This window comes from Serratia sp. H402Y, assembly GCF_051172415.1.
Classification (GTDB): domain Bacteria; phylum Pseudomonadota; class Gammaproteobacteria; order Enterobacterales; family Enterobacteriaceae; genus Serratia; species Serratia ureilytica.
In genome coordinates, this window is the sequence record NZ_JBPIYZ010000001.1 from 1,245,932 (window position 1) to 1,271,970 (window position 26,039).

The following is a 26,039-nucleotide window of genomic DNA, read 5'->3' on the forward strand; positions in this document are numbered from 1 at the left end:
CGCGGTTTTCTGGTAGGTTAAGGTTTAACGTCATCAAAAGGAGATCGCGATGTTAGAGCATTACTATCCGGCAAACATGGGCGCCGAACCGGTCACGGACGAACAGCACAAGCGGCTGGTGGCGGTGCAGGCGGCGCTGGAGCTTATCAAGGCTACGCTGTCAGACACCAACGATGGCAACGGCGTGGATTTCCAGCTGAAGGCGGCGGAGAAGCACATCGGCCCGATGGCCGACGCTATTCAGGAAGCCCTGAAGTAACGGTTCGCCGTCACGTCAACCGCCCGTATCGGGCGGTTTTTTTTTTGCGCCGATTACTGCGGTTTTTTTAGCGGCGTATTGCTTTTTTCCCGGCTGGTGCCGCCGGCGGCGCGACGCTACCCTAGCGATCCGACTCCTCATCAGGTGCACGCCCATGTTTCCCTTCCGCGTATTCTCTTTGTTATTGCCGCAACGTCGGTGCGCTGCCCGGCTGGCCGGCATCGCACTGTTCATCGGCGTCGTTATGCAGGCGCAGGCCACGCAACGCATCGACTTTTCGCCGGATCCCGCCGGCGCTTACCCTGAGGGCGTCGCCTGGAATGCGCGCGCCGGCGCGTTTTTGGTGTCTTCCCTGCGCGGCGGGCAACTTGGCCTGGTTTATCCTGATGGCCGCTATCGGCGTTTTTCCACCGGCAAGGGACTGATTACCACCTCCGGCATGCTGGTGGACACCGAGCGCAACCGGGTGCTGGTGTGCAATGAAGACGTAGGGGTGTCCCTCCACTCTTCGCCCGGCACGCGCAATCGCGTGGCGCAGGTGTTGGAATTTCGTCTCGATACCGGTGCGCTGCAGCAGGTGTACGATCTGTCTTCGTTAAGCCGTGGGCCGACGCTCGCCAACGATCTGGCGCTCGATGCGCAGGGCAATATCTACGTCACCGACAGCTTCCAGCCGCAGATTTACAAGATCGACCGGGCAACGCGCCAGGTGTCGATCCTGGTGCGCTCATCGCTTCTGCTGCCCGCCGACGCGCCTGCGGCTGCGCAGGGCACGCAGCCTTATCTCAACGGCATCGTGTATCACCCGGATGGCTACCTGATTGCGTCGGACTACACCCGCGGGCTGCTGTGGAAGGTGACGCTGGATAACACGCCTGCGGTCAGTGAAATCAGGCTGCCGCATCGGCTGAAAGGGCCGGACGGGCTGCGGCTCAAAAACGCCAACGAATTGGTGATCGTACAGTCTTATCCGGGGAGAACAGGGGGCATGTCCGGTGACGTGTCGCTGCTCTCCTCGACGGACGGCTGGGCCAGCGCGCATATCGTCGCCGTCGCCGCGCCGTCGGGGCTGGATGGGCCGACCGGCGCCGCGCTGCGCGATGGCGAGGTGTGGGTGGTCAACTCGCGTTACCCCAAACTTTTTGCCGACGTCGCTCAGGCGGAAAGCGTCAAGCGCTTCAGCATCGTCAAGGTGGCGTTCGCACCGCCCGCAGCGGATGGCCGCTGAGCGACGGTGGTTGCCAACCGCGCCGGAATAGGATTAAATGCCGCACTGACTGTATAAATAAACAGGGGTGTTGCAATGAGCCTGGCGCTGAAGGGTGAGAAGATCGCGCGTAACCGCTTTACCGGCGAAAAAATTGAAAACGGCAGCTTTATGCTGTGTGATTTTTCGGGCGCCGATCTGACCGGCACCGAATTTATCGGCTGTCAATTTTACGATCGCGAGAGCCGACAGGGCGGTAACTTCAGCCGCGCGATCCTGAAAGACGCGAGTTTTAGAAGCTGCGATTTATCGATGGCCGATTTCCGCCACGTTGACGCATTGGGGGTGGAGATCCGCGAATGTCGCGCGCAGGGAGCAGATTTTCGCGGCGCCAGCTTTATGAATATGATCACCAGCCGCACCTGGTTTTGCAGCGCCTATATCACCAAGAGCAACCTGAGCTACGCCAATTTTGCCAAAGTGGTGTTGGAGAAATGCGAGCTGTGGGAAAACCGTTGGCACGGCGCGCAGGTGCTCGGCGCCAGCTTCAGCGGCTCCGATCTGTCCGGCGGCGAATTCTCCGGTTTTGACTGGCGCGCCGCCGATGTCACCCAGTGCGATCTGAGCAACGCGGAACTGGGCGAGTTGGATTTGCGCACCACCGATCTGCAGGGCGTTAAAATGGACAGTCACCAGGCCGCTCAACTGCTGGAGCGGCTGGGGATCGCAATCATCGGCTGAAGAGCTGCCTGATGCCCAGGCTGATGATCAGCACGCCGCAGGCGCGATCGATCCAGGCTTTACTGCGTCGGTAGGCGCTGGCGATCGGCGCGTGCGACAGCACCAGCGCCACCAGGCCATACCACAGGCTAGCGACTACCGCGACCTCCAGCAGCATGGCGGCGAAGGTGGGCATGGAGACATGGGCAGGCGCCGCCGACGAAAACACCGCGGCGTAAAAGGCGACGGATTTGGGGTTGGCGATGTTGGTGGCGACCCCTTGCAAGAATGCCGATCTGAAGCCGGAGTTCACCCCACCCGCCGCGCCGATAACCCCTGAGCCGGGAGCTGCATGGGCGATCAGCCGATAACCGAACCAAATCAAATAACCTGCGCCGGCCACTTTTACCGCCAGCGCCAGCCAAGGGAACAGGGTGAAAATCATGCCGACGCCGAGCAGGGCGCTGCTCGCCCAGAACAGGTTGACCAAGACAATACCTGCCACCAGAGCGAAAGCCTCGCTGCGGCGCGCGGAAACAGCTTTGTGTGCAACGGCGACAAAGTTGGGGCCGGGGATCACCACGCCGACAATATACACGGTGAAGACGGCGAGCACGGCTGGCATATCAATCATCGGTTAACGGCCTGTAAGAAGGGGGAACCTAGTTCTATAATGAATCGCCGGCATGATCCAGCAGTGCGAAAAAATTTTTTCATAGGCCGTTAGCGGCAGATGCAGGCGGTGCTTTGCGGTAATAAATTTATGAGGCAGATGAATATAATTTAAAATATATCTTGCTTAAATAATTTAGCTGTGTGTAAATAGCGTCATCGGTTTGTAGTACAGACCTTATGAAAGCAGTTTTAGTAAAGCAGTTCTCAGTATTAGCGATATCCCTCAGATACCTCTTCTTCCGCGAATTCTCTTCTCTAGCGCCCCATAAGTTTCCAATAAAAACAGACCTCTATCGCCCTATGGCGTCGCAAAAATATAAAGGAAATATCTCTATGTCCAATAAAATGACGGGTTTGGTAAAATGGTTTGATGCAGGTAAAGGCTTTGGCTTTATCACCCCGGCAGACGGCGGCAAAGATGTGTTCGTACACTTCTCCGCTATCCAGAGCAACGATTTCAAAACGCTGGACGAAGGCCAACAGGTTGAGTTCACTATCGAAAATGGCATGAAGGGGCCTTCTGCCGGCAACGTGGTCGCGTTATAATTTTCGGCCGAGGTGCAATTTCTTACGACAGCGATGATGGTTTAAGCCGGAGCAGTTAAGCAATGAAATCCTCAGCCTGAATAAACTCCGGGTTCGCCCGGAGTCTTTCTCGATACGTCATTAGCTCAGCAGGAAGAGCGGCAGCGAAATTATTCGTTGGCGGACTGGGGTTCGATTCCTCGATGACGTTCCAATAATTAATGATTATTGACAACAGAAAAACAGATTGCCGCAGAATTAATAACGCCGCGTTTCCGTCTATTTTTCTGTTGTGAAAAAGTCGCGCTTAGGCTGCGTAATGTTGGAGTGTGGGATGGACGCTTACGCCATAACATGACAGCCGGGAAAGTCACCGGCACACGATTAATAGCCCCGGCCTTGGCCGGGGTTTTTTATGCCCGCGATCTTAACGCTGCGAGTCCAGCAGTTCGTTATTTTTCACCACGTCCTGCGCCTTGAGGTAGCTCTCGATCAGCAGCTGATAGGCCGGGAAGATTTTGGTGTAGACCTCGGCCCACTGCTGAGCGTCGGCGCGATTCCAGCTGCCCTGCAGCTCGGAGGCGACGCCGGCGGTGTCGATCGGCACCACGCCCGCCTGTACCACGCGCGCCAGGGTAATTTCCTGCGCCATTTTCGAGTAGGTGCCGGAGGCGTCGATCACCGCGAAGACCTTATAGCCTTCGGCCACCGCGCTGATGGACGGAAAGGCCATGCAGACGCTGGTGATGGTGCCGGCGATGATCAGGGTTTTGCGGCCGGTGGCTTTGACCGCCGCCACGAAGTCCGGGTTGTCCCAGGCGTTGATTTCCCCTTTACGGGCGACGTATTGCGCGTGCGGTGCATTCTGGTGAATTTCCGGGATCAGCGGGCCGTTGGGGCCCTGCGGCACCGAGGCGGTGGTGATCACCGGCAGTTTGCTGAGGGTGGCGATGCTGGCGAGGGCGGCGGCGCGAGCGCGCAGTTCGGTCATCGGCATATCGGCGACGGTCTGAAACAGACCGCTTTGGTGGTCAATCAGGAGCATGACCGCGTCATTAGCATCAATAACAGGACGCTGGCCGTTGAAGTTGGCTGGAGTGCTCATGGTGTTTTCCTTTTCTCGTCGTGAGGTCAGTGGGTATCTTCTTTGATTGATAAGGCTGAAACTCAGCACTTGCCTACAGTGTAGAGAGAGGAGAGAAATCCGGTAGAGCCTAAAGCCGGGATGCATCGTTCCATTAATAGAACGACACTGCAGCAGGCGAGGGGGCCGGCGCTGGGCTAAACTTAAGGTACATGAGAAACATGCGGCAAGGAACGCCATCCTGTTCATGGGTTTGACGCGGAGGGCCGCCGTCATGGCTTATCAGCATATCGTTGTCGCCACGGATCTCAGCGAAGACGCCGAGTTCCTGTTGGGCAAGGGCGCCAGGCTGGCCGCCGCGCTCCAGGCCAAACTTTCACTGATTTATATCGATATTCACCGCGCCGGTTATTATGTCGATCTGGGCGTGGGAGATTACAACTACACCGATCGCACGTTTTCGGAGCGGGTGAAGAATATGCTCAATGCGATCAAAGGGCAGTCTTCCTATCCGGTGGAAGAGGTGATCGTCAGCCGTGGCGCGTTGACGGAGGAGCTGAATCGGGTGGCGAAGGAAAAAGGTTTCGATCTGGTGATCTTCGGCCATCACCACGATGTCTGGAGCCGGCTGGTTTCTTCGGCGCGTCAGGCGATCAATGAGTTGAACGTCGATCTGCTGGTGATCCCCATCGAGAAAAAATAGTCGCGGCCGCCGGCGGGCGGCTGCTTTTTTCATTCGCATCGCTTATCTCTGAGCGGCCATAACCGTCTATCCGCAATAATCTCGCTTGCTGACAATCCGCCAGGAAAATAGTGACTGGCCGCAATTTTATTATCTCCATCAATATGTTGGCCAAAATCCGATAAAGATTAACCCAGCGCATTGAAATGACTCGCATACCTCCTTTTAGTTAATAAACCGCACGTTTTGACTGGCTCTCAGGGAGCCTGCGTCTTATCCTCGGGGCAATGAGATTTGTATGACTTATATAAATGCGTTTACATGGAGGAGGTCTCATGCGTTTTGACAATAAAGTCGTGGTTATCACCGGTGCGGGCAATGGCATGGGGGAAGCGGCGGCGCGGCGTTTCTCCGCCGAGGGCGCCATTGTGGTGCTGGCCGACTGGGCCAAGGAAGCGGTAGACAAGGTCGCCGCTTCGCTGCCGAAGGGCCGCGCGATGGCGGTGCATATCGACGTTTCCGATCACGTGGCGGTTGAAAAAATGATGAACGAGGTGGCGGAAAAACTGGGCCGCATCGACGTCCTGCTGAACAACGCCGGCGTACACGTGGCGGGCAGCGTGCTGGAAACCAGCATCGACGACTGGCGTCGCATCGCCGGGGTCGATATCGACGGCGTGGTGTTCTGTTCCAAATTCGCCTTGCCGCACTTGCTGAAAACCAAAGGCTGCATCGTCAATACCGCATCGGTGTCCGGCCTGGGCGGTGACTGGGGCGCGGCCTATTACTGCGCGGCGAAAGGCGCGGTGGTTAACCTGACGCGCGCCATGGCGCTGGATCACGGCGGTGACGGCGTGCGCATCAACTCGGTCTGCCCGAGCCTGGTCAAAACCAACATGACCAACGGCTGGCCGCAGGAGATCCGCGACAAGTTCAATGAGCGCATCGCGCTGGGGCGTGCGGCGGAGCCGGAAGAAGTGGCGGCGGTGATGGCGTTTCTGGCCAGCGACGACGCCAGCTTTATCAATGGCGCCAACATTCCGGTCGATGGCGGGGCGACCGCCTCGGACGGCCAACCGAAGATCGTCTAAGCGTTAATGCGCAGGCCCGGCCATCATGACCGGGCCTGTTGTTTTAGACGCCGATGCGATCGCGCAGCGTGTAGTAGGCCGCGCCGATGGCGGTGAACGGGATCTGCAGATTGCGTCCGCCGAAGAACGGCAGGTGCGGCAGCTTAGCGAAGGCGTCGAAGCGTTCGGCGTCGCCGCGCATCAGCTCGGCGATCAGCTTGCCCGCCAGATGGGTGCAGGTCACGCCGTGGCCGCTGTACCCCTGCATGTAGTACACGTTATTTTCCAGCCGGCCGAACTGCGGCATGCGCGACAGCGTCAGCAGGAAGTTGCCGGTCCAGCGATAGTCGATACGCACCCCTTTCAGCTGCGGGAAGGTCTTCAGCAGCTTCGGCCGGATCAGGTTATCGATGTCGTCCGGATCGCGCGCGCCGTACACCACGCCGCCGCCGTACAGCAGACGATGATCGGCGGTGATGCGGTAGTAATCCAGCAGGTAGTTGCAGTCCTCCACGCAGTAATTCTGCGGGATCAGCGCCTGCGCTATCTCCGGCGCCAGCGGTTCGGTGGTCACCACCTGGGTACCGCACGGCATGCTGCGCTTGGCCAGCCGTGGCTCCAGCTTATCGCCCAGATAGGCGTTGCCGGCGACGATGACGAAGCGCGCCTTCACCTGGCCATTGGCGGTGCTGATGAGCGCCGGTTCGCCGTGGCGAATGTTCGTCACCGCCGATTGCTCGAAGAGGCGCCCGCCCTGCAGGCGAATCGCCTCGGCCTCGCCCAGCGCCAGATTGAGCGGATGGATGTGGCCGCCGCTGTGATCGAGCAGCGCGCCGACGTAACGATCGCTGGCGATCTCCTGGCGCACCCGGTCCGCGTCGAGCAGCTCAAGCTGGGTATTGCCGTAGCGCTCCCAGTTGCGTTTTTGCTCGATCAGCGCATGGAACTGCTTGTTGTTCAGAGCGGCGAAGATGCCGCCGGGGCGGTAGTCGCAGTCGATGGCGTAGCGGCTGATGCGGCTGCGAATGATCTCCGCGCCTTCGAACATCATGCTGCCGAGCAGGCGGGCGCTTTCCGCGCCGTAACGCTCTTCAATCACATCGATGTCGCGGCTGTAAGAGTTGACCAACTGGCCGCCGTTGCGGCCGCTGGCGCCGAAACCGATGCGCGCCGCTTCCAACACCACCACGTCGTAACCGGCTTCCACCAGGAACAGCGCGGAGGAGAGGCCGGTATAGCCGCCACCGATCACGCAGACGTCGCATTCGATCGATTCATTCAGTTGCGGATAGGGCTGATGTGCGTTGGCCGTGGCCGCATAATAGCTTTTTACGTGTTCAGTCATGATGTAAGCCCTTATTCCAGCGAGATCCAGGTGGTTTTCAATTCGGTGAATTTGTCCAGCGCATGCAGCGATTTGTCGCGGCCGTTGCCGCTTTGCTTGTAGCCGCCGAACGGCACGGTCATGTCGCCGTCGTTGTAGTTGTTGACGAACACCGTACCGGCCTTCAGTTGGCGCGCCATGCGGTGCGCGCGCGCCAGATCGCGGGTCCAGACCGCGGCACCGAGGCCGTAGTCGCTGTCGTTGGCCAGCTGCAGCGCCTGATGCTCGTCGTCGAACGCCGTCACCGCCAGCACCGGGCCGAAGATTTCATCGCGCGCCACGCTCATGGCATTGTCCACCTGGGTGAGGATGGTCGGCCCCAGATAGCCAGCGTGGTCGCCCTGCGGATGGTCGCGCCCGTCGAGGAACAGCGCGGCGCCCTGGCTCAGCCCCCGATCGATATAGCCGGCCACTTTCTCGCAGTGGCCGCTGTCGATCAGCGTGCCCATCACTGTGTCGGGATCGAGCGGATCGCCGGGCACGAAAGCCGCCGCGTGTTTGCGCAGCGCCTGCAGGAACGCTTGCTCAATGCTCGCTTCGACCAGCAGGCGAGTGCCGGCGATGCACACCTGCCCCTGATTGTAGAAGATGCCGGCGGCGGCGCTGCGGGCGGCCTGATCCAGATCCGGGCAGTCGGCGAAGACGATGTTGGCGCTTTTGCCGCCGGCCTCCAGCCAGACGCGCTTCATGTTCGATTCGCCGGCGTAAATCATCAGCTGTTTCGCCACCAGCGTAGAGCCGGTAAAGGTGAGGGCGTCGACGTCGCGGTGCAGCGCCAGCGCCTTGCCGGCGTCGTGGCCGTAGCCGGGCACCACGTTCAGCACGCCGTCCGGCAGCCCGGCCTGTTGCGCCAGTTTGCCGAGCAGGATGGCGCTCAGCGGTGACTTTTCGGAGGGTTTGAGCACCACGCTGTTGCCGGCGGCCAGCGCCGGGCCGAGCTTCCAGCAGGCCAGCAGCAACGGGAAGTTCCAGGGCACGATGGCGCCGACCACGCCGATCGGCTCGCGTTCGATCAGCGCCAGCGCGTCGCGACCGGTAGGGGCGATTTCGCCGTACACCTTATCGATCGCTTCGGCGTACCAGCGGATGCAGCGGATAGCGCCCGGCACGTCGTCGCGCAGGCTGTGACGAATCGGTTTGCCGGTGTCCAGCGTTTCCAGCAGCGCCAGCTCTTCGTGATGCTGTTCCATCAGCTCGGCGAAGCGCAGCAGCGTGGCTTTGCGCTGCGCCGGCGCGGCCTGGGCCCAGTCGCCGCGTTCAAAGGCGGCGCGCGCCGCGCTGACCGCCCGATCGATGTCGGCGGCTTCGCCGCGCGCGACCTGCGCCAGCTCACGGCGACCGGCGGGATCTTCGACGGCGAAACGTTTCCCCGCGGCGGCCGGCTGGTAGCGGCCGTCGATAAACAGCTGGTGCTCAATCTTCAGGGCCTGCGCCCGTTGTTGCCAATACTGCAAATGGTGAAAGTTCATGCCTGGCTCCGTTGATCAGAATGTCGTCGGCGTATGGGCGCTGATAATCCGGCAAATGCGCGCCGACGTGTTGCTGAAACTGTGGGGAATGCCGGTATTGATGGCGTAGCTCTGCCCGGCCTGCAGGTGATAGCTCTGGCCGTTGACCTGCAGCACCACTTCGCCTTCCAGCAGCGTGCCGATCTCTTCCCCTTGGTGTTTGATGCGCTCGCCGGTGGTGGTGCCCGGTTCGTAGGTCTCGATCATCATTGCCAGCGTGCGATTCGGATCGCCGTTATGGATCAGCTTCATCGATACGCCCTGGCTGCCGATCTCGATCAGGTCGTCGCTGTCTATCACGATCTGCGGCTCAGCCGGTTTTTCCGGTTCGGCGAAAAACGCCGACAGCGACAGACCGTATACCGTCAGCAGCTTTTGCAGCGTGCTGATGGCCGGGCTGACCTTGTCTTGCTCGATAGTACTGATGGCGCTGTGGGTTAACCCAGACAGTTCGGCGACCCGGCGCTGCGACAACCCCAATTGTTGACGGATCTGCGACAGACGTTTTCCCGGTGCCAAGCTGACGTCGCTCATGGGCGTTTTTCCTTTTGATAGTTCCGACAGGCGGTAATGAAACCATCAAACAACAGGCGCGACAGGGCGTACTCGTCGCTGTTCCACTCCGGGTGCCACTGCACGCCGAGCGCGAAAGGCTGATCGCGCACGCTGATCGCCTCCACCAGCCCGTCGGCGGCGTGCGCCTCGATGCGAACGCTCGCGCCCAGGGTTTTGGCGCCCTGGCCGTGCAGCGAGTTCACCCAGAATCTGTTGCAATCCGGTATCAGTTGCGAAAGCAGCCCCCCTTCCTGAACGATGACCTCGTGGGCGGGGGCGTATTGCTGTTCCAGCGGCAGGTCGTGATCTTCACGATGCTCCAGCAGCTCGGGCAGTTCGTACAAGCGGCGATGCAGGGTGCCTTGAGTGGCGACCACCATTTCCTGCATGCCGCGGCAAATGGCGAAAAGGGGAATGCGCCTGTCGAATGCCAGGCGGATCAGCGCCAGGCTCAACGCGTCTCGGCCAGGATCGGCGTCAGGCTCATCGCCGTTTTCACCATAAAGGTGCGGCTGCACATTACTGGGGCTGCCGGGCAGCAAAATGCCGTCGAGGCGCGGCAACAGTTCCGCCAGCATCTCAGGCTCCGCCAGCGCGTGCGGCAGGGCGATCGGTAAACCGCCGGCGGTGATAACGGCATTCAGGTACTTTTCTTGCAAGGTCTGCGTAAGGTGCCCGTTTAACCTATACCTGCACATGACGACGCCGATGACTGGTCTGTTAAATATATTGTCCATGCTATCCCCTTGGTACGTTCGAAATTATGAACGATAAGCTTCTCCACCGCCGATTTCGTTCAATATTCTATAAATCTAGCAGTCGATTGGCCAATATTCAAACCAAAAGTAACACTTGCAAAACAAATTTGTTTCATCTACGTTTCAATTGTGGGCATTATATTGAACAAGACGGTCAATAAACATCGACGACAGCAAAACACAAACGGCGGGTGAACCATGCAGACCAACATCGTAGAAGTGGAAAACTTTGTTCAGCACAGTGAAGAGAGACGAAGTAGCGCGTTCCAGCGCGAAGTGAAGAAGTACCTGGAACGTTATCCGTTAACCCAACATGTCGACGTCCTGTTGACCGATCTGAACGGCAGCTTCCGCGGCAAACGCATCCCGGTCGGCGGTCTGAATAAGCTGGAGAAAGGCTGTTACTTCCCGGCGTCGGTATTTGCGATGGATATTCTCGGCAACGTGGTGGAAGAAGCCGGGTTGGGACAGGAGCTGGGCGAGCCGGATCACGTGTGCGTGCCGGTACCGGGCACGCTGACGCCGTCGGCGGCGGATCCGCAATATATCGCGCAGGTGCTGCTCACCATGTTGGATGAAGATGGCACTCCCTTTGACGTTGAACCGCGCAATGTGCTGAACCGAGTGTGGCAGCGTTTGCGTCAGCGCGGGCTCTCCCCCGTGGTAGCGGTAGAGTTGGAGTTCTATCTCATCGATCGTCAACGCGATGCGGAGGGGTATCTGCAGCCGCCGTGCGCCCCGGGGACCCAGGAGCGCAACACCCAAAGCCAGGTGTACTCCGTCGATAACCTGAATCATTTCGCCGACGTGCTGAGCGAGATCGACGAACTGGCGCGCTTGCAGGGCATTCCGGCGGACGGCGCGGTGGCGGAGGCGTCGCCGGGGCAGTTCGAGGTCAACCTGCACCATACCGATGATGTGCTGCAGGCCTGCGACCATGCGCTGGCGCTGAAGCGCTTGGTGCGCATGGTGGCCGAGAACCACAATATGCAGGCGACCTTTATGGCCAAGCCGTATGAAGAGCACGCCGGCAGCGGCATGCACGTGCACATCAGCATGCTGAATGCGCAAGGCGACAACGTGTTCGCCGATGACGACGGCGAAGATTCGGCGCTGCTGAAACAGGCGCTGGCGGGCATGATCGCCCTGATGCCGTCCTCGATGGCGCTGCTGGCGCCGAACGTCAACGCCTACCGCCGCTTCCAGCCCGGCATGTATGTGCCGACCCAGGCCTCCTGGGGGCATAACAACCGCACCGTGGCGCTGCGCATTCCCTGCGGCGATCGCGATAACCACCGGGTGGAGTATCGCGTGGCGGGCGCCGACGCCAACCCGTATCTGGTGATGGCGACCATTCTGGCCGGCATCGTCTACGGCCTGGAAACCGCATTGCCGCTGCCTGAGCCGGTGACCGGCAACGGGCTGGAGCAGGACGGGCTGCCGTTCCCGATCCGCCAGAGCGACGCGCTGTACGAGTTCGAACATCAGCCGGTGCTCAACGCATTGTTGGGCGAACGCTTCAGCCACGTCTATCTGGCCTGCAAAACCGATGAGCTGGTGCAGTTCGAGCGCCTGATCACCGAAACCGAGATCGAGTGGATGCTGAAAAACGCCTGATCCCGCTCACCCTGCGACTACCGCGCGCGTCCGGCGCATTTCATCGGCTCTCCTGTGGCCGGCGAGGCTGCGCGCTGCGGTACAGAATTTCTTCTATCACGGCGTACAGGACGCCGACGAGGAAATAACCATGACTCAGTCATCCCCCTGCGCAGACGTTTGCCTGTGCCGCAGTGCCGACGGGCCGGTCGCCGGCCGCCCGACAGCGATCCCAACCCGTTTTTACCGCCGCCTGAGCAGCAGTTTCCCTGCGGCCTCTCTGAATGACGTTGCACGGTTGACAGCAGAGGACCAAAAGGGGAAATGCCATGACGACTAAAGACATCGACGGCGGCCAGGCGGGCAAACCGCAGCTGCGCAAATCCCTCAAGCTGTGGCAAGTGGTGATGATGGGCCTGGCCTATCTGACGCCGATGACGGTGTTTGACACCTTCGGCATCGTCTCCGGCCTCACCGACGGCCATGTGCCGACCTCCTACCTGCTGGCGCTGGCCGGCGTGCTGTTCACCGCCATCAGCTACGGCAAACTGGTGCGCCAGTTTCCCACCGCCGGCTCTGCCTATACCTATGCGCAGAAGGCGATCAATCCGCACGTCGGTTTCCTGGTGGGGTGGTCGTCGCTGCTGGACTATCTGTTCTTGCCGATGATCAACACGCTGCTGGCCAAGATCTACCTGACCGCGCTGTTCCCGGAGGTGCCGCCCTGGGTGTGGGTGGTGGGCTTCGTGATTCTGATTACCGCCATCAACCTGAAAAGCGTCAATCTGGTGGCCAACTTCAATACCCTGTTCGTGCTGGCGCAGGTGGCGATCATTCTGGTATTTATCTACCTGGTGGTACGCGGCCTGCACAACGGCGAGGGGATGGGTACGGTGTGGAGCCTGCGGCCGTTCCTCAGCGAGAATGCGCACCTGCTGCCGATCATTACCGGCGCGACTATCCTGTGCTTCTCGTTCCTCGGCTTTGACGCAGTCACCACGCTGTGTGAAGAGACGCCCGACGCCGCCAAGGTGATCCCGCGCGCCATCTTCCTGACCGCGCTGTACGGCGGGGTGATCTTTATCAGCGTGTCGTTCTTCATTCAGCTGTTTTTCCCGTCCATTCAACGCTTTCATCAGCCCGACGCCGCACTGCCGGAGATTGCGCTGTACGTCGGCGGCAAGCTGTTCCAATCGATCTTCCTGTGCGTGACCTTTATCAACACGCTGGCCTCCGGCCTGGCGTCGCACGCCAGCGTGTCGCGCCTGCTGTACGTGATGGGGCGTGACAACGTGTTCCCGGAGAAATTCTTCGGCTATATCCACCCCAAATGGCGTACGCCGGCGCTGAACGTACTGATGGTCGGGCTGGTGGCGTTGTCGGCGCTGTCATTCGATCTGGTGACCGCCACGGCGCTGATCAACTTCGGCGCGCTGGTGGCCTTTACCTTCGTTAACCTGTCGGTGATCAGCCACTTCTTTATTCGCGAAGGGCGCAACAAAAGCTGGAAGGATCGCTTCAACTTCCTGTTCCTGCCGTTGGTGGGGGCGCTGACGGTAGGGGTGCTGTGGCTGAACCTGGAGAAAAGCTCGCTGACCATGGGGCTTATCTGGGCGACGCTGGGCTTCGGCTATTTGGCCTGGCTGACCCGACGCTTTCGCCAGCCGCCGCCGCAGTTGGAGCGGCAACCGCAGCAATAAATTCACAGGCGGGAGTTTCCCGCCTTTCTTTTTGGCGCGTGCGGCAGTAGAGTGAAAAACCTGATAAAAAATAACCTATTGGACCTGCCTTATGCCCGCTTTGCCCTCGCGTACCCGCGCCACGTTGTTCGGTTTATTGGCCATTGTGCTGTGGAGCAGCGTGGTCGGCCTGATTCGCAGCGTCAGCGAAGGGCTGGGGCCGATCGGCGGCGCGGCGATGATCTACAGCGTCAGCGCGGCGTTCTTGCTGGTGGCGCTTGGCGTGCCGAAATGGCGCAGCTTTCCGCGGCCTTATCTCATCGTCGGCAGCCTGCTGTTCGTCAGTTACGAGATCTGCCTGTCGCTGTCGCTCGGCTACGCCAATACCCGCCTGCAGGCGATAGAAGTGGGCATGATCAACTACCTGTGGCCCTGTTTCACCGTGCTGATGGCGCTGGCGATCAACGGCCAAAAGGCGAAATGGTGGCTGCTGCCGGGGCTGCTGCTGTCGCTGTTCGGCATCGGCTGGATCATGAGCGGCGAGGGCGGCTGGTCACCGGCGCAGATGCTGGCCAACGTGCGCAGCAATCCGCTCAGCTACGCGCTGGCCTTCAGCGGCGCGGTGATTTGGGCGCTGTATTGCAACCTGACCAAGAAGATCGCCCAGGGCAACAACGGCGTGGTGCTGTTTATCGTGCTGACCGCACTGGCGCTGTGGCTGAAGTACGCCTTCAGCGCGGAAAGCGGCATGCAGTTCAGCGTCGGCGTGACCGTGACGCTGCTGTGCGCCGGGGTGGCGATGGGGGCGGGGTATGCCGCCTGGAACGTCGGCATTCTGCACGGCAACATGACGCTGCTGGCGACCGTCTCCTATTTTACCCCGGTGCTCTCGGCGGTGTTCGCCGCGCTGGTGCTGCACACCTCGCTGACCGCCAGTTTCTGGCAGGGCGTAGCGATGGTCACACTCGGCTCGCTGATCTGTTGGCGGGCAACTCGCGGAAATTAACGGAAATTATCCGCTGTCGTCGCAATGTTGAACTAGAATTTAACTAGCCATGTTGCCTGAAGGAACGACGACAATGAGAAGTGACATTCAATTTATTCAGCAGCCTGAAATCGACGTGCATCATTATGAGCGCGGCGATACCGTGCGCCTGACCACGGCGAATTTGCGGCATGAATATCAGCTCGATGTTTATATTTTGCGCCGCGACGACAAGCTGATTTACGGTTCGGTCGTCGCGGCGGCGCCCAAAACCGATATTCCGGTCGCCAGCTGGGAGGTCAAAAACGGTGAAGAGGTGGCGTTCCGCCAGGAAAACATCGCCAAAGCGGTGCCGGCGGTAAACTGATTTCACGTTCCGCACTTTCTCCTGATGCTGATGAAGGCCGACGCTCGCGCGTCGGCTTTTTCTTTTCCACCTCGTGATGACGCCCTGATGTCATTTGGCTTAAAAACTGCGCTAAAAAACGCGACACATGACAAAAATCACAGCGAATGTGAATTTGCATGAAACATAATTTGACAAATGTGAACGCAATCGATTACCTATTCGCGAAATGCGTAACTGGATCACAGATTCTTACAGTCAGTGGTTTCTATAATGCGCGCGTCATCCGAGTTTCTGTGTGAAGACAACGCCAGGTGTCGGCAGACTCATTGTCATCTTTTCTAAACGGGCAGGAAATGGCCCTTTAAGCATGTGGTAATAAAATGAAAAAAATAGCTCTCGCAGCAGGTGTACTGCTCGCAGCGTCTTACAGTGCATCATCAATGGCTGATAGCAAAGACAGTCAATATGTCTCCGACTGGTGGCACCAGAGCGTTAACGTGGTGGGCAGCTACCACACCCGTTTCGGGCCGCAACTGAATAACGACGTGTATCTCGAATACGAAGCCTTCGCCAAGAAAGACTGGTTCGATTTCTACGGCTACGTTGACGTGCCGAAGTTCTTCGGCGTGGGCAATACCCCGGACCGCGGCATCTGGGACAAAGGCTCCCCGCTGTTTATGGAGATTGAACCGCGCTTCTCCATCGACAAGCTGACCGGTACCGATCTGAGCTTCGGTCCGTTCAAAGAGTGGTACTTCGCCAACAACTACATCTATGACCTGGGCCATAACGCCGACGGCCGTCAGAACACCTGGTACATGGGCCTGGGTACCGATATCGACACCGGCCTGCCGATGAGCCTGTCGATGAACATCTATGCCAAATACCAGTGGGAAAACTACCAGGCCGCCAACGAGAACAGCTGGGACGGTTACCGCTTCAAGGTGAAATACTTTGTGCCGCTGACCCAGGTGTGGGGCGGCAATCTGAGCTACATCGGCTTCACCAACTTCGATTTCGGTTCCGATCTGGGCAAGGACAGCCATTGGGTTGACGGCACCGGCAAACAGGTGCGCACCAGCAACTCTATCGCCTCCAGCCATATTTTGGCGCTGAACTACGATCACTGGCACTATTCTTTCGTGGCGCGTTATTTCCATAACGGCGGTCAGTGGCAGGATGGCGCGGAGATCGGCACGCCGCAGGGCCCGATCAAGTCTACCGGTTGGGGTTACTACCTCGTGGTCGGCTATAACTTCTGATTTTCCGTGTTATCAGAAACAGAAAACCCCGCCTGGCGGGGTTTTTTTTCGTCATCACTGGGCTTGTTCTACCGGGAGATGCCTCACCGGCATAAACAGCCTGCCTTTGATCACGTGACATTCATTATTTATCCAACTAATGATTTGTTCACGGCTGACGCCTTCCGACTGCGCGTAACGATGAAGATCGCCGTTAAAGTGCCGAGTGATGTATTCCATGAGGGTCATTTGCACGTCTTTTGCTCCTGAACGCCCACCCGTTGCCAGCCTGGCCACCGCGGGAGGTTAAGGTTTCTCAGACAGCGAATGTAAATTATCGGCAACGAAATCTCAACATAAAGCACCAAATAGGGGCGACGCCGGTGGGAAAAAGAATCCCGCACGGAAAGGCGGGAAGTGTTCGATATTATCATTCTGGATGATAAGAATAAGATTTGAGGTGCGACGAAAAAGAGCATGCTAACTCTTTTTTGTTACCGTACCACGCTAGCGGAAGGCTTATTTTTCTTCAAGAAAAATCGGGGGTAGATTTCGGAATTCTCGAGGCGTTTTGCGTTAAAACAAGAGAGTGGCGCGAATGCCGTAAAACCGCACTGTCATCTCGGAGTTTTCCTTATACTTTGCCCGGAAAAGGCCAACTATAGTAAACAGAGTCCCCCACGCAGGAATACACAACATGAACAAACGTCGTACGACTCTCACGGTGTTGGCACTGATTGCATCGCTGGGGTTGTCATCCGCCCCGGCCATGGCCGACAAAGGCGGCAATGGTAACGGCAACGGCAACGGGCATGGCAACAGCGGCAATCACGGCAACAACGGTAACCACGGCAACAACGGCAACAAAGATAAAGGCGACTATAGAGACTATAGAAACGACGATAATCTGGTTTCCGTCAGCCTCTCGCGCGACCGCGCCCGTTCGCTGGCGCACACCTACGGGCTGACCGGCTACCGCTCGTTGCCGCCGGGCATCGCCAAGAATCTGGCGCGCGGCAAACCGCTGCCGCCGGGCATCGCCAAAAAAATGGTGCCGTCTTCGATGCTGCGTGAACTGCCGCAGTATCCGGGTTATGAATGGCGCATCGCCGGCGACGATCTGGTGCTGGTCGCGCTCAGCACCGCGATTGTGGCTTCCGTCATCAACGGCGTGTTCGACTAACGCCGGTTGGGTCTCATCGGGCCTCGCTGCGGCGGGGCCTTTTTTATTTGCCGGCGCGGGGTTGACGTGGTGAACTTGGCGCCTGACCTTTTCACTGCATCATAAGGGAGGCGCCATGTTCAGGGCGTTATTGATAGCGTGTTGCCTGACCAGTTTTCCGGCGTTGGCGGACGGCGGCGCCGCTATCGGCGAGCTGGTGAACCAACGGCTGTCGTTGATGAAAGACGTGGCCGGTTACAAGGCGCAGCAGCATTTGCCGATCGAAGATCTGGCGCAGGAGGCGAAGGTGTTGGCCAACGCGCAGGCGGAAGCGGGGCGTTTGGGGCTGGAGCCGGCGTCGGTACGGCCTTTTATCACCGCGCAGATGGACGCCGCCAAGGCGATTCAGTACCGCTATCGCGCCGACTGGTTGGCGAGCCCGGAAAGCGATTGGCAGCCGCGTCCGCTGGCGCAGGTGCGGGTGCAGATCGGGCAATTGAGCAGCCGGATACTGCAGCGTTTGGCGGCGCGGCTGCGCGCCGGCCCGCTTGACGCGGCGGATCGGGCGGCGTTTATGGCGTCCGTGGAACAGGTGAATCTCAGCGCCGCCGACAAGCGGCGGCTGGCGGATGCGCTGCTGGCGGTCAAAGCCGACAGCGCGCGCTGATCGTCAGTCGCGGCCGACGGTGCTGCGGCGGAAGGTCAGCATCCGGCTGCGGTTGGCGATGAGATCCACGTTGTAACCGCGGAAATAGAGGCAAAAGCGTTTCAACCACGGGCCGTCCTGGCACTCCACCAGCATGCGTCCCTGGCCCAGCGGGCTGAGCGTGCCGGTCTGCGCCGCCGGGCCGACGCCGATATGCACCCGATTGCCGCGAATTTCAAAGGCGGTGCGATAGTGCGGGTGGTACCACAGCCCCTGCACATGCTTCAGGCAGTCGCCGTTGGCCGTGACCGGCAGGAAACGGCGCGCCACATGCCCGACTTCGCCCTCTACCGCTTCGCCGGTCCACTTCAGCCTGATGGGCATATGGGCGGATAACGACACCGCGTACCCGTCCTCCCCTTGATACAGCGGTTCATCGCTGCCCAGATAGGCCAGGTTACCGTTTTTGACTTCCAGCCAGTGCGGCTCCGCCAGCGTGGCGTAGAGGCCGTCGGGGATCGCCGCGCTGCGCTGCGGCAGCGGCTCGCCCAGCAGCGTCGCCATCACCTGCAAGGCCATGCCGAAACTGTCGCAATCTTCGCGGTTGGCCACCAGCGCGACGCCGGCCTGACGGTCGGGCGCCAGCAGGAAATAGGTTTTGTAACCGGCATGGGAGCCGCCGTGGCCCAGCAGGCTGCGGCGACCCAGCGGCGTGCGCGCCAGCCCCAGGCCATAGGCGCTGAGTTGGCCCTGATTGAGGCGGCGCGGCGCGCTGAGCTGCGCCAGCACGCCCTGGCCGGGGCCTTGGTCCGCCAACAGCGTTTGCAGCCAGCGGGTGAGGGCGTTGACGCTGCCGGTCAGGCAGCCGGAGGCGGAAAGGTGCAGGCCGGCGCTGGCGTGTTGCCAGCCCTGCGGCGCCCGCCAGTAACCCGGCACCAACCCCGGCACCACGTCGAACCAGCTTTCCGGCGCCCGCATCTGCACCTGCAGCGGCTGGGCGATATGCCGTTGCACCAACGGGTCGAAGTCATACCCTTTGCTGCGCAGCGCGGCCTCCAGCAGCCGATAACCGGTATTGCTGTAGGCGATCTCGCTGCCGGCCTCATAGTTCAACCTTTCCAGCCCCTCGACAAACTGCATCACCGGCTGCGCCTCGCTGACGGCGTGCAGCGATATGCCCAGCAAGCCGAGTGTTTCGCGCACGTCAGGCAGGCCGCCGGTCATGTCCAGCGCCTGGCCGACGGTAACGTCCGCCAACGCGGGCTGCAGGGCGGGGAGCAGTTCACCCAGGCGTTGCTCCAGCCGAACGGCGCGATCGGTGGCGTTCAGCGCCAGCGCGGCGAAGATATGCTTGGTCACTGAGGCGTAGCGCACCACGCTGTCGGCGGTGAAGGGGGTGTTCTGCGCCAGATCGGCCAGGCCGGCGCAGGCGGTGGCGCGGAGTTGTTCGGCGTCAAACAGGGTGATGGCACCGCCGGGTTCGCCACGCCGTTGCCAGCCGGCCAGCAGTTGTTCGGCGACGGCGCCGGCAGCGCGCCAGTTTAACGGTGTTACAGACATAGGGCCTCCAGAGAGATATTCGAAACGGGCCAGTTGGCCACAGGCCGCCCGGTGCTGACGATGAACACGGGCTTTTGGGCTGATTGTGGCGCAGTGCGTTTTTCGTCGGCCGCTGTTTTGTGCGCTGTTTGGACCAGTTAGCGGGGAATCACGCGAAACTTTGATATAGCGCGCAGATTGCCGCTGGCGTTGCGGTTAAAGGCAGGAGAAAAACAGGCGCCCGGCGGCGCCTGTAAAGGGGGATCAGTTCAGCCTGGCGGCACCGTCCAACAGGCTTTCAACCATCTGCTTGAGCAGGCGCTGCAGCGAGGCGGCGCGCTGCGGTTCGAACGCGAAAGGATACTGTTCGGACATGTAGTTGACCTGCGCCAGCTCGAGCTGGATCGCATGCTGTTGCTGCTGCGGTTGACCGTAGGCGCGGGTGATGTAACCGCCCTTGAAGCGGCCGTTCAGCACGTGGGTGTACTGCTGTTGCTGCTCGCAGCAGGCGACCAGCCGATCGCTCAGCGCCTGGGCGCAGCTTTCGCCGCCGTTGGTGCCGAGGTTGAGATCCGGCAGTTTGCCGTCGAACAGCCGCGGGATCACCGAGGCGATGGAGTGCGCGTCGAACAGCAACGCATAGCCGTGCCGCGCTTTGAGGCGCGCCAGCTCGTTCTGCAGCTGCTGATGATAAGGTTGCCAAATCTGCTGCAGATAGCCGGCGCGTTCTGTGTCCGTCGGCGCTTTGCCCGGCAGGAAGCTAGGGCGGCCGTCGAACAGCACGTCGGGATACAGACCGGTGGTGGCGGTGGTGTACAGCGGTTTGTCATCCGCCGGGCGGTTCAGATCGATGACGAAGCGCGAATAGTTGCCGACCAGCACGCTGGCGCCCATCGCCCGGGCGAAGTCGTACAGCTGCGGAATGTGCCAGTCGGTATCGGGCAGCGGGCGGGCGTCGTCGGTCAGCCCGGCCTCGACCGCCGGCGTCAGTTGCGTGCCGGCGTGCGGGATGCTGATCAGCAGCGGCAGGCTGCCGGTCTGGAAGCTAAAAGGATCGCGAATGGTCATTGACGTACTTCTCCTCGGAAAATCACCGTACAGGGCAGCTGGCCGCCCAACCAATAAGCCAGTTCCGCCGGCCGCGACAGCGGCCAGTGAACGAAGTCCGCCACCTTGCCGGTTTCCAGCGTGCCGTGGCTGTGTTGCAGCCCCAACGCTTTGGCGGCGTGGGTCGTGACACCCGCCAGCGCTTCTTCCGGCGTCAGGCGGAACAGCGTGCAGGCCATGTTGATCATCAGGCGCAGCGACAGCGCCGGCGACGTGCCGGGATTGGCGTCGCTGGCGAGCGCCATCGCCACGTTGTGTTTGCGGAACAGCTCTACCGGCGGGCATTGGGTTTCACGCAGCAGGTAGTAGGCGCCCGGCAGCAGCACCGCCACGGTGCCGGCGTCGCCCATGGCGCGGGCATCTTGCTCGGTGGCGTATTCGAGATGGTCGGCGGAGAGCGCGTGATGGCGCGCCGCCAGCGTGCTGCCGCCGAGGGTGGAGAGCTGTTCGGCGTGCAGTTTGACCGGCAAACCGGCGGCTTCGGCGGCGGCGAAGACTCGCTCCACCTGCGCCGGTGAGAACGCCAGATGTTCGCAGAAGGCGTCAACCGCATCCGCCAGGCCGGCGGCGGCGGCCTGCGGGATGATGGTATCGCAGACCAGATTGATGTAGTCGTCGGCGCGGTTGGCGTATTCCGGCGGCAGCGCATGGGCCGCCAGACAGGTGGTTTTCACCTCGACCGGCAGCAGCTCGCCCAGTTTGCGCGCCACCCGCAGCATTTTCAGCTCGCTTTCCGGGCTGAGACCGTAGCCGGATTTGATTTCCACGCAGGTGACGCCTTCCGCCAGCAGCGGACGCAGGCGGAACAGCGCCTGTTCCAGCAGCAGCGCTTCGTCGGCTTCGCGGGTGGCTTTCACGGTGGAGATGATGCCGCCGCCCTGCGCGGCGATGTCGGCATAGCTTACGCCGTTCAGCCGCTGTTCGAACTCGCCGCTGCGGTTGCCGCCGAACACCAGGTGCGTGTGGCAATCAACAAAGCCGGGGGTGATGATGCCGCCGTCGAATTTCACCGTTTCGTCCGCGATCAGGCCGGGCGGCAACGCCGCATGTTCGCCAATCCAGACGATCTTGCCGTCGCGTACGGCGATGGCGCCGTCGGTCAGGGTGTGATAGTTGCCGTCGCGCATGGTGACGATATCGGCGCCGTGCCACAGGCTGTCACAGTGAATCTCAGACGTCATTGCTTTCCTCCGCCGGAGCCGCAGCTCCCACATGGTTGTATATACAATTAAAAACAACCTAACGCATTCACCGGGATGTCACAAGGGGCGGGAGAGATTTTGTTATCAGGATGTGATCGACCGCGGAGATGCGGGCGCAGGGCGCGCCCGCCGGGGATCAGACTTCGCTGGTGAAGCGGCCGAACAGCTGGTAACGGCTGCCGGGGTACAGCAGCCGGGCCGAGGTCACCACGGTTTTGCCGGACCAGGTGCGGCGGTGGATCAGCAGGCCGGGTTCGTGGTCCTCCAGCTGCAGCAGCTCGCGTTCGCGCCGGGTGGGGATCACCGCTTCGACGATGTGCTCGCCGGCGGTCAGCGGCGCGGCCTGCGTCAGATAGGTGTAGGGCGTGACGCGGTCGAAATCCTGCTTCAGGTAATCCGGCGCCACCAGCGGATTGACGCAGCGGTCTTCCACCTGCACCGGCACGTCGTTTTCGTAATGCACGATCTGCGAATAGAACAGCCGTTGGCCGGGCTGAATGCCGAGCGCCGCCGCCTCTTCCTCGCTGGCCGGGCGGGCCTTCAGCTCGAGGATTTTGCTGCTGTGGCGATGACCGCGCGCGGCGATCTCATCGGCGATGTTGTGCACTTCCAGCAGCGCGGTGTGCGCCTTGGCTTCGGCGACGAAGGTGCCGACGCCTTGCATGCGGATCAGAAAACCTTCGCTGGTCAGCTCGCGCAGCGCGCGGTTGATGGTCATGCGGCTGACGCCCAGTTCCGCCACCAGTTCACTTTCGGAGGGCACGCGCTGGTGCGGTTGCCAGTGCCCCGCACGGATTTGATTCACGATCGCCTGTTTGACCCGTTGGTAGATCGGGGCGGGGGCATCGCTCATTGCAGCCGCCAGTTGTAACACGGTCTGTTGTTCAGCCACGACGTTAACCTCGTCAAATAAAAAAATAATAACACCAGTTTACTGTTGATGTCGGCGTATGTATATGTATATACAACTAGTGGCCGTCGCGCCAGAAACTTGCCGGCGACCGCCAAAAATTCCTGAAGACGCGCCATCGCCGCGCCTTATTCGCCGTTACATTAACCGTGGAATACTGCCATGCCTGCTTATTTTGCCCCACGCGCTTTGCTCCCTGAGGGCTGGGCGCATAACGTCCGGCTGGACGTCGATGCGCAAGGTTATCTGACTCAAGTTACCGCCAACGCTGAACCGCAAGGCTGCACCCGGCTGCACGGCGATGCGGTGCCGGGCATGCCGAACCTGCACTCCCACGCCTTTCAGCGCGCGATGGCCGGGTTGGCGGAAGTGGCGGGCAACCCGCAGGACAGCTTCTGGACCTGGCGCGATCTGATGTATCGGCTGGTGCAGCGCCTGACGCCGGAGCAGGTGGAGGTGGTCGCCCGTCAACTGTATATCGAAATGCTCAAGGGCGGATATACCCAGGTGGCCGAATTCCACTACCTGCATCACGACGCCGACGGCAAGCCTTACGCCGATCGCGGTGAAATGACCGGCCGCCTCAGCGCGGCCGCGCATCAGGCCGGCATCGGCATGACGATGCTGCCGGTACTGTACAGCTACGCCGGTTTCGGCGCCCAGCCGGCCCAGCCGGGGCAGAAACGGTTTATCCAGGATGCCGAAAGCTATCTGCAACAGCAGCAGGTGATTGCTCGCCAACTGGCGGATCGCCCGTTGCAGAATCACGGTCTGTGTTTCCATTCGCTGCGCGCGGTGGAACTTGGCCAGATGCAACAGATTTTGGCCGCGTCGGATCGCACCTTGCCGGTGCATATTCATATCGCCGAGCAGCAAAAAGAGGTGAACGACTGCCTGGCGTGGAGCGGGCAGCGACCGGTGGCCTGGCTGTATGACCATCTGCCGGTGGATCAGCGCTGGTGCCTGGTGCACGCCACCCATCTGGATCGCGATGAGCTGGAAGCGCTGGCGCGCAGTCGCGCGGTGGCCGGCCTGTGCCCGACCACCGAAGCCAACCTCGGCGACGGCATTTTCCCCGGCGACGCCTATCTGCAGCAGCAGGGGCGTTGGGGCATCGGCTCCGACAGCCACGTTTCGCTCAACGTGGTGGAAGAGCTGCGTTGGTTTGAATACGGCCAGCGGCTGCGCGATCAGCGCCGCAATCGCCTGACGACACCGCAGCAATCGGCGGTGGGCGATGTGCTGTATCACCAGGCGCTGCAAGGCGGCGCGCAGGCGTGTGGCGCGCCGATCGGCCGCTTGCAGAGCGGCTATCGCGCCGACTGGCTGGTGCTGGACGGCGACGATCCGTATTTGGCGGCGGCGCCGGATGCCTCGATCCTCAACCGCTGGCTGTTCGCCGGCGGCAAAGAGCAAATTCGCGACGTGTTCGTCGGCGGCCGACAGGTGATCGAGCAGGGGCGGCACGCGCTGCAGCAGCAGAGCAGCGCCGAGTTCCTGCAGGTGCTGAAAACCTTTCAGCAGGAGGCGTGATGAGCCTGACCCGTTTTAATTTCGCTGGGTTGCCGGTCAGCCCGTGGCGCAACGGCGGCGGGGAAACCCGTGAAATCGTCAGTTGGCCGCCGGGCGAGCCGGATTTCGACTGGCGCGCCAGCATCGCCACCATCGCACAGGACGGGCCGTTTTCCGCCTTTGCGGGCATCGATCGTTCGATTACGCTGCTGGAAGGCGACGGCGTGCGGCTGTTCAGCGCCGGGCATATCGACCATCAGTTGGCGCGTATCGGGGAGCCGTTCGCCTTTTCCGGCGACGTGGCGCTGGAAGCGACGCTGCTGGGCGGCGCCAGTCAGGATTTCAACATCATGACGCGCCGCGGCCGGCTAGCGGCGCAGGTGCAACGCAGCGCCGAGCCGCTAACCTTGCCGCCGGGGCGGGCGGGGGTGCTGTATGTGCTGAGCGGGCTCTGGTCGCTGCCGGGGGGCGGCGAACTGAGCGCGCGCGAGGGCGTCTGGTGGACGGCATCGGCGGCGGGGGGCGACGTGGCGCCGTTAAGGGCCGGCAGCGCTATCCTGTGGGCGGACATCACATCCCGTTAACGCAGAGTAGAGTCCTGCGCCCGGTTATGGGATTATTCACTTTTTCCCATTAATCATAAAGAAGGGCGCATGGCTTCGCTGAAAGACGTCGCAAAACTTGCCGGAGTCTCATTGATGACGGTGTCCCGCGCCATCAATGATCCCGGCAAGCTGCGGCCGGAAACCTACCGCCGCGTCAAACAGGCTATCGATCGGTTGGACTATGTGCCGGATCTGTCGGCGCGGCGTATTCGCGGTGACGGAAATCGCGTGCAGACGCTCGGCGTGCTGGCGCTGGACACCGCCACGACGCCGTTCTCGGTGGAAATGATCCTGTCGATTGAGAAAACCGCGCGCGAGCGCGGCTGGAACAGCTTCGTCGTCAACCTGTTCGCCGACGACAACGCCGAACAGACCGTCGATCTGCTGCTGGCGCATCGGCCGGATGGGGTGATCTTCACCACGATGGGGCTGCGTGAGGTGACGCTGCCGGCCAAACTGCTGGACAAAAAGCTGGTGTTGGCCAACTGCGTCAGCCCGGCGCATTCGATCGCCAGCTACATTCCTGATGATGAGCAAGGGCAGTATGACGCGACGCGCACGCTGATCGCCAAAGGCTATCGCGCGCCTTTGTGCATTCATTTACCGGCGGATACGCCGGCGGCGGGGCTGCGCCGCCGCGGTCTGGAACGCGCCTGGCGCGAAGCGGGGCGCGATGTTGAACAGCTGCGGCAGTATCATCTCGATCTGAGTGCCGGCGATCAAAGCTATCGCGACTGCGTAGCGTTGCTGGAGCGGCATTTTTCCGCCGGCCGGCGCGATTGCGATGTCGTGGTGTGTGGGAACGATCGGATAGCGTTTCTGGCGTATCAGGTATTGCTGGCGCAAGGATGGCGGATACCGCAGCAGGTGGCGGTGCTGGGCTACGACAATATGGTCGGCACCGGCGAGCTGTTCCTGCCGGCATTGACGACGGTGCAGCTGCCGCATTATGAACTGGGTCGTCTTGCGGCGCTGCATGTGATTGAGCGGCGGGAACAGCGTGATACGGTGAAAGTGCCTTGCCCGCTGCTGGAACGTGGTTCGCTGTAAGCGCACCGGGGGCATCGCTGCGCGCCCGG

General features: G+C 60.9%; 27 protein-coding genes and 1 pseudogene. 17 read left to right on the forward strand and 11 right to left on the reverse strand.

Annotation, left to right across the window (positions count from 1 at the left end):
* The first annotated feature begins 49 nt into the window (after positions 1-49).
* From ACSBQS_RS06355 to ACSBQS_RS06365, 3 genes are all read left to right on the forward strand, one after another.
* Positions 50-259 carry a hypothetical protein gene (locus tag ACSBQS_RS06355; protein WP_004941260.1) on the forward strand — a complete coding sequence of 70 codons (210 nt, stop codon included), beginning with the start codon at positions 50-52 and terminating at the stop codon, positions 257-259.
* Positions 260-413: 154 nt separating this feature from the next.
* Positions 414-1,487, forward strand: a complete 1,074-nt coding sequence (locus ACSBQS_RS06360) for an SMP-30/gluconolactonase/LRE family protein (protein WP_160204199.1) — start codon at positions 414-416, stop codon at positions 1,485-1,487.
* Positions 1,488-1,562: 75 nt separating this feature from the next.
* Positions 1,563-2,207, forward strand: coding sequence for a Qnr family pentapeptide repeat protein (locus tag ACSBQS_RS06365; protein ID WP_047575696.1), 645 nt, complete (start codon positions 1,563-1,565; stop codon positions 2,205-2,207).
* On the opposite strand, the gene ACSBQS_RS06370 is transcribed toward ACSBQS_RS06365, so the two are convergent.
* Positions 2,197-2,820, reverse strand: a complete 624-nt coding sequence (locus ACSBQS_RS06370; RefSeq protein ID WP_047026242.1) for a LysE family translocator — start codon at positions 2,818-2,820, stop codon at positions 2,197-2,199. The genes ACSBQS_RS06365 and ACSBQS_RS06370 overlap by 11 nt on opposite strands.
* A 374-nt stretch (positions 2,821-3,194) precedes the next feature.
* On the opposite strand from ACSBQS_RS06370, the gene cspE reads away from it, so the two are divergent.
* Both cspE and ACSBQS_RS06380 read left to right on the forward strand, forming a co-directional pair.
* A complete protein-coding gene (gene cspE / locus ACSBQS_RS06375) occupies positions 3,195-3,407 on the forward strand; it encodes a transcription antiterminator/RNA stability regulator CspE (RefSeq protein WP_004941268.1) in 213 nt (70 codons plus the stop codon).
* Positions 3,408-3,521: 114 nt separating this feature from the next.
* A pseudogene (locus ACSBQS_RS06380) lies at positions 3,522-3,600 on the forward strand.
* 213 nt (positions 3,601-3,813) lie between these two features.
* Here ACSBQS_RS06380 and ACSBQS_RS06385 read toward each other — a convergent pair.
* Entirely contained in the window at positions 3,814-4,491 is a 678-nt protein-coding gene (locus tag ACSBQS_RS06385) for an isochorismatase family protein (protein WP_016928046.1), read from the reverse strand.
* Positions 4,492-4,744: 253 nt separating this feature from the next.
* Here ACSBQS_RS06385 and ACSBQS_RS06390 point away from each other — a divergent pair, with 253 nt between their 5' ends.
* Both ACSBQS_RS06390 and ACSBQS_RS06395 read left to right on the forward strand, forming a co-directional pair.
* On the forward strand, positions 4,745-5,173 hold the full coding sequence (locus ACSBQS_RS06390; protein WP_033642798.1) for a universal stress protein: 429 nt from the start codon (positions 4,745-4,747) through the stop codon (positions 5,171-5,173).
* Positions 5,174-5,487: 314 nt separating this feature from the next.
* Positions 5,488-6,243 (forward strand): SDR family NAD(P)-dependent oxidoreductase, encoded by a 756-nt coding sequence (locus ACSBQS_RS06395; RefSeq protein WP_016928044.1) that lies wholly within the window; start codon positions 5,488-5,490, stop codon positions 6,241-6,243.
* Between the two features lie 43 nt (positions 6,244-6,286).
* On the opposite strand, the gene ACSBQS_RS06400 is transcribed toward ACSBQS_RS06395, so the two are convergent.
* From ACSBQS_RS06400 to puuD, 4 genes are read right to left on the reverse strand one after another with little or no spacing between them, the layout of a single operon-like run.
* Positions 6,287-7,567 carry an NAD(P)/FAD-dependent oxidoreductase gene (locus ACSBQS_RS06400; protein WP_047026241.1) on the reverse strand — a complete coding sequence of 427 codons (1,281 nt, stop codon included), beginning with the start codon at positions 7,565-7,567 and terminating at the stop codon, positions 6,287-6,289.
* Between the two features lie 11 nt (positions 7,568-7,578).
* A complete protein-coding gene (gene puuC / locus ACSBQS_RS06405; protein WP_342164888.1) occupies positions 7,579-9,075 on the reverse strand; it encodes an aldehyde dehydrogenase PuuC in 1,497 nt (498 codons plus the stop codon).
* Positions 9,076-9,090: 15 nt separating this feature from the next.
* Positions 9,091-9,648, reverse strand: coding sequence for an HTH-type transcriptional regulator PuuR (gene puuR, locus ACSBQS_RS06410; RefSeq protein WP_033642801.1), 558 nt, complete (start codon positions 9,646-9,648; stop codon positions 9,091-9,093).
* A complete protein-coding gene (gene puuD / locus ACSBQS_RS06415) occupies positions 9,645-10,406 on the reverse strand; it encodes a gamma-glutamyl-gamma-aminobutyrate hydrolase (protein ID WP_047026240.1) in 762 nt (253 codons plus the stop codon). The genes puuR and puuD overlap by 4 nt, the downstream gene beginning before the upstream one ends.
* A 219-nt stretch (positions 10,407-10,625) precedes the next feature.
* Between puuD and ACSBQS_RS06420 the strand changes: the two genes are divergently transcribed.
* From ACSBQS_RS06420 to ACSBQS_RS06440, 5 genes are all read left to right on the forward strand, one after another.
* Positions 10,626-12,044: a glutamine synthetase family protein gene (locus ACSBQS_RS06420; protein ID WP_015377637.1), complete on the forward strand. Its 1,419-nt coding sequence runs from the start codon at positions 10,626-10,628 to the stop codon at positions 12,042-12,044.
* Between the two features lie 308 nt (positions 12,045-12,352).
* On the forward strand, positions 12,353-13,723 hold the full coding sequence (locus ACSBQS_RS06425; RefSeq protein ID WP_047026239.1) for an APC family permease: 1,371 nt from the start codon (positions 12,353-12,355) through the stop codon (positions 13,721-13,723).
* 91 nt (positions 13,724-13,814) lie between these two features.
* Complete coding sequence (gene yddG / locus ACSBQS_RS06430) at positions 13,815-14,708, forward strand: aromatic amino acid DMT transporter YddG (protein WP_197666341.1); 894 nt, start codon at positions 13,815-13,817, stop codon at positions 14,706-14,708.
* 73 nt (positions 14,709-14,781) lie between these two features.
* On the forward strand, positions 14,782-15,054 hold the full coding sequence (locus ACSBQS_RS06435; protein ID WP_004941292.1) for a hypothetical protein: 273 nt from the start codon (positions 14,782-14,784) through the stop codon (positions 15,052-15,054).
* 362 nt (positions 15,055-15,416) lie between these two features.
* A complete protein-coding gene (locus ACSBQS_RS06440; protein ID WP_046686925.1) occupies positions 15,417-16,298 on the forward strand; it encodes a nucleoside-specific channel-forming protein Tsx in 882 nt (293 codons plus the stop codon).
* 54 nt (positions 16,299-16,352) lie between these two features.
* On the opposite strand, the gene ACSBQS_RS06445 is transcribed toward ACSBQS_RS06440, so the two are convergent.
* Complete coding sequence (locus ACSBQS_RS06445) at positions 16,353-16,532, reverse strand: hypothetical protein (protein WP_033642811.1); 180 nt, start codon at positions 16,530-16,532, stop codon at positions 16,353-16,355.
* Positions 16,533-16,974: 442 nt separating this feature from the next.
* Here ACSBQS_RS06445 and ACSBQS_RS06450 point away from each other — a divergent pair, with 442 nt between their 5' ends.
* Both ACSBQS_RS06450 and ACSBQS_RS06455 read left to right on the forward strand, forming a co-directional pair.
* Positions 16,975-17,460, forward strand: coding sequence for an anti-virulence regulator CigR family protein (locus ACSBQS_RS06450; RefSeq protein WP_434990005.1), 486 nt, complete (start codon positions 16,975-16,977; stop codon positions 17,458-17,460).
* 115 nt (positions 17,461-17,575) lie between these two features.
* Entirely contained in the window at positions 17,576-18,106 is a 531-nt protein-coding gene (locus ACSBQS_RS06455; protein ID WP_033652093.1) for a chorismate mutase, read from the forward strand.
* Positions 18,107-18,109: 3 nt separating this feature from the next.
* Here the strand turns inward: ACSBQS_RS06455 and ACSBQS_RS06460 are convergent, their stop codons facing one another.
* From ACSBQS_RS06460 to hutC, 4 genes are all read right to left on the reverse strand, one after another.
* The gene (locus tag ACSBQS_RS06460) at positions 18,110-19,645 is read right to left on the reverse strand and encodes a serine hydrolase domain-containing protein (protein WP_434990008.1); all 1,536 of its coding nucleotides are present in this window, start codon (positions 19,643-19,645) and stop codon (positions 18,110-18,112) included.
* 243 nt (positions 19,646-19,888) lie between these two features.
* The gene (gene hutG / locus ACSBQS_RS06465; RefSeq protein ID WP_108680572.1) at positions 19,889-20,692 is read right to left on the reverse strand and encodes an N-formylglutamate deformylase; all 804 of its coding nucleotides are present in this window, start codon (positions 20,690-20,692) and stop codon (positions 19,889-19,891) included.
* Positions 20,689-21,912, reverse strand: a complete 1,224-nt coding sequence (hutI, locus tag ACSBQS_RS06470; RefSeq protein ID WP_434990010.1) for an imidazolonepropionase — start codon at positions 21,910-21,912, stop codon at positions 20,689-20,691. Before hutI ends, hutG begins: the two co-directional genes overlap by 4 nt.
* A gap of 157 nt (positions 21,913-22,069) precedes the next feature.
* The gene (gene hutC, locus ACSBQS_RS06475; RefSeq protein ID WP_033652097.1) at positions 22,070-22,825 is read right to left on the reverse strand and encodes a histidine utilization repressor; all 756 of its coding nucleotides are present in this window, start codon (positions 22,823-22,825) and stop codon (positions 22,070-22,072) included.
* Between the two features lie 180 nt (positions 22,826-23,005).
* Between hutC and ACSBQS_RS06480 the strand changes: the two genes are divergently transcribed.
* The 3 genes from ACSBQS_RS06480 to ACSBQS_RS06490 all read left to right on the forward strand — a co-directional run bounded on the left by ACSBQS_RS06480 (position 23,006) and on the right by ACSBQS_RS06490 (position 26,010).
* Positions 23,006-24,376, forward strand: a complete 1,371-nt coding sequence (locus tag ACSBQS_RS06480) for a formimidoylglutamate deiminase (protein WP_046686930.1) — start codon at positions 23,006-23,008, stop codon at positions 24,374-24,376.
* Positions 24,376-24,939, forward strand: coding sequence for a HutD/Ves family protein (locus tag ACSBQS_RS06485; protein ID WP_197749769.1), 564 nt, complete (start codon positions 24,376-24,378; stop codon positions 24,937-24,939). The genes ACSBQS_RS06480 and ACSBQS_RS06485 overlap by 1 nt, the downstream gene beginning before the upstream one ends.
* 69 nt (positions 24,940-25,008) lie before the next feature.
* A complete protein-coding gene (locus tag ACSBQS_RS06490) occupies positions 25,009-26,010 on the forward strand; it encodes a LacI family DNA-binding transcriptional regulator (protein WP_342164879.1) in 1,002 nt (333 codons plus the stop codon).
* The last annotated feature ends 29 nt before the right edge of the window (positions 26,011-26,039 follow it).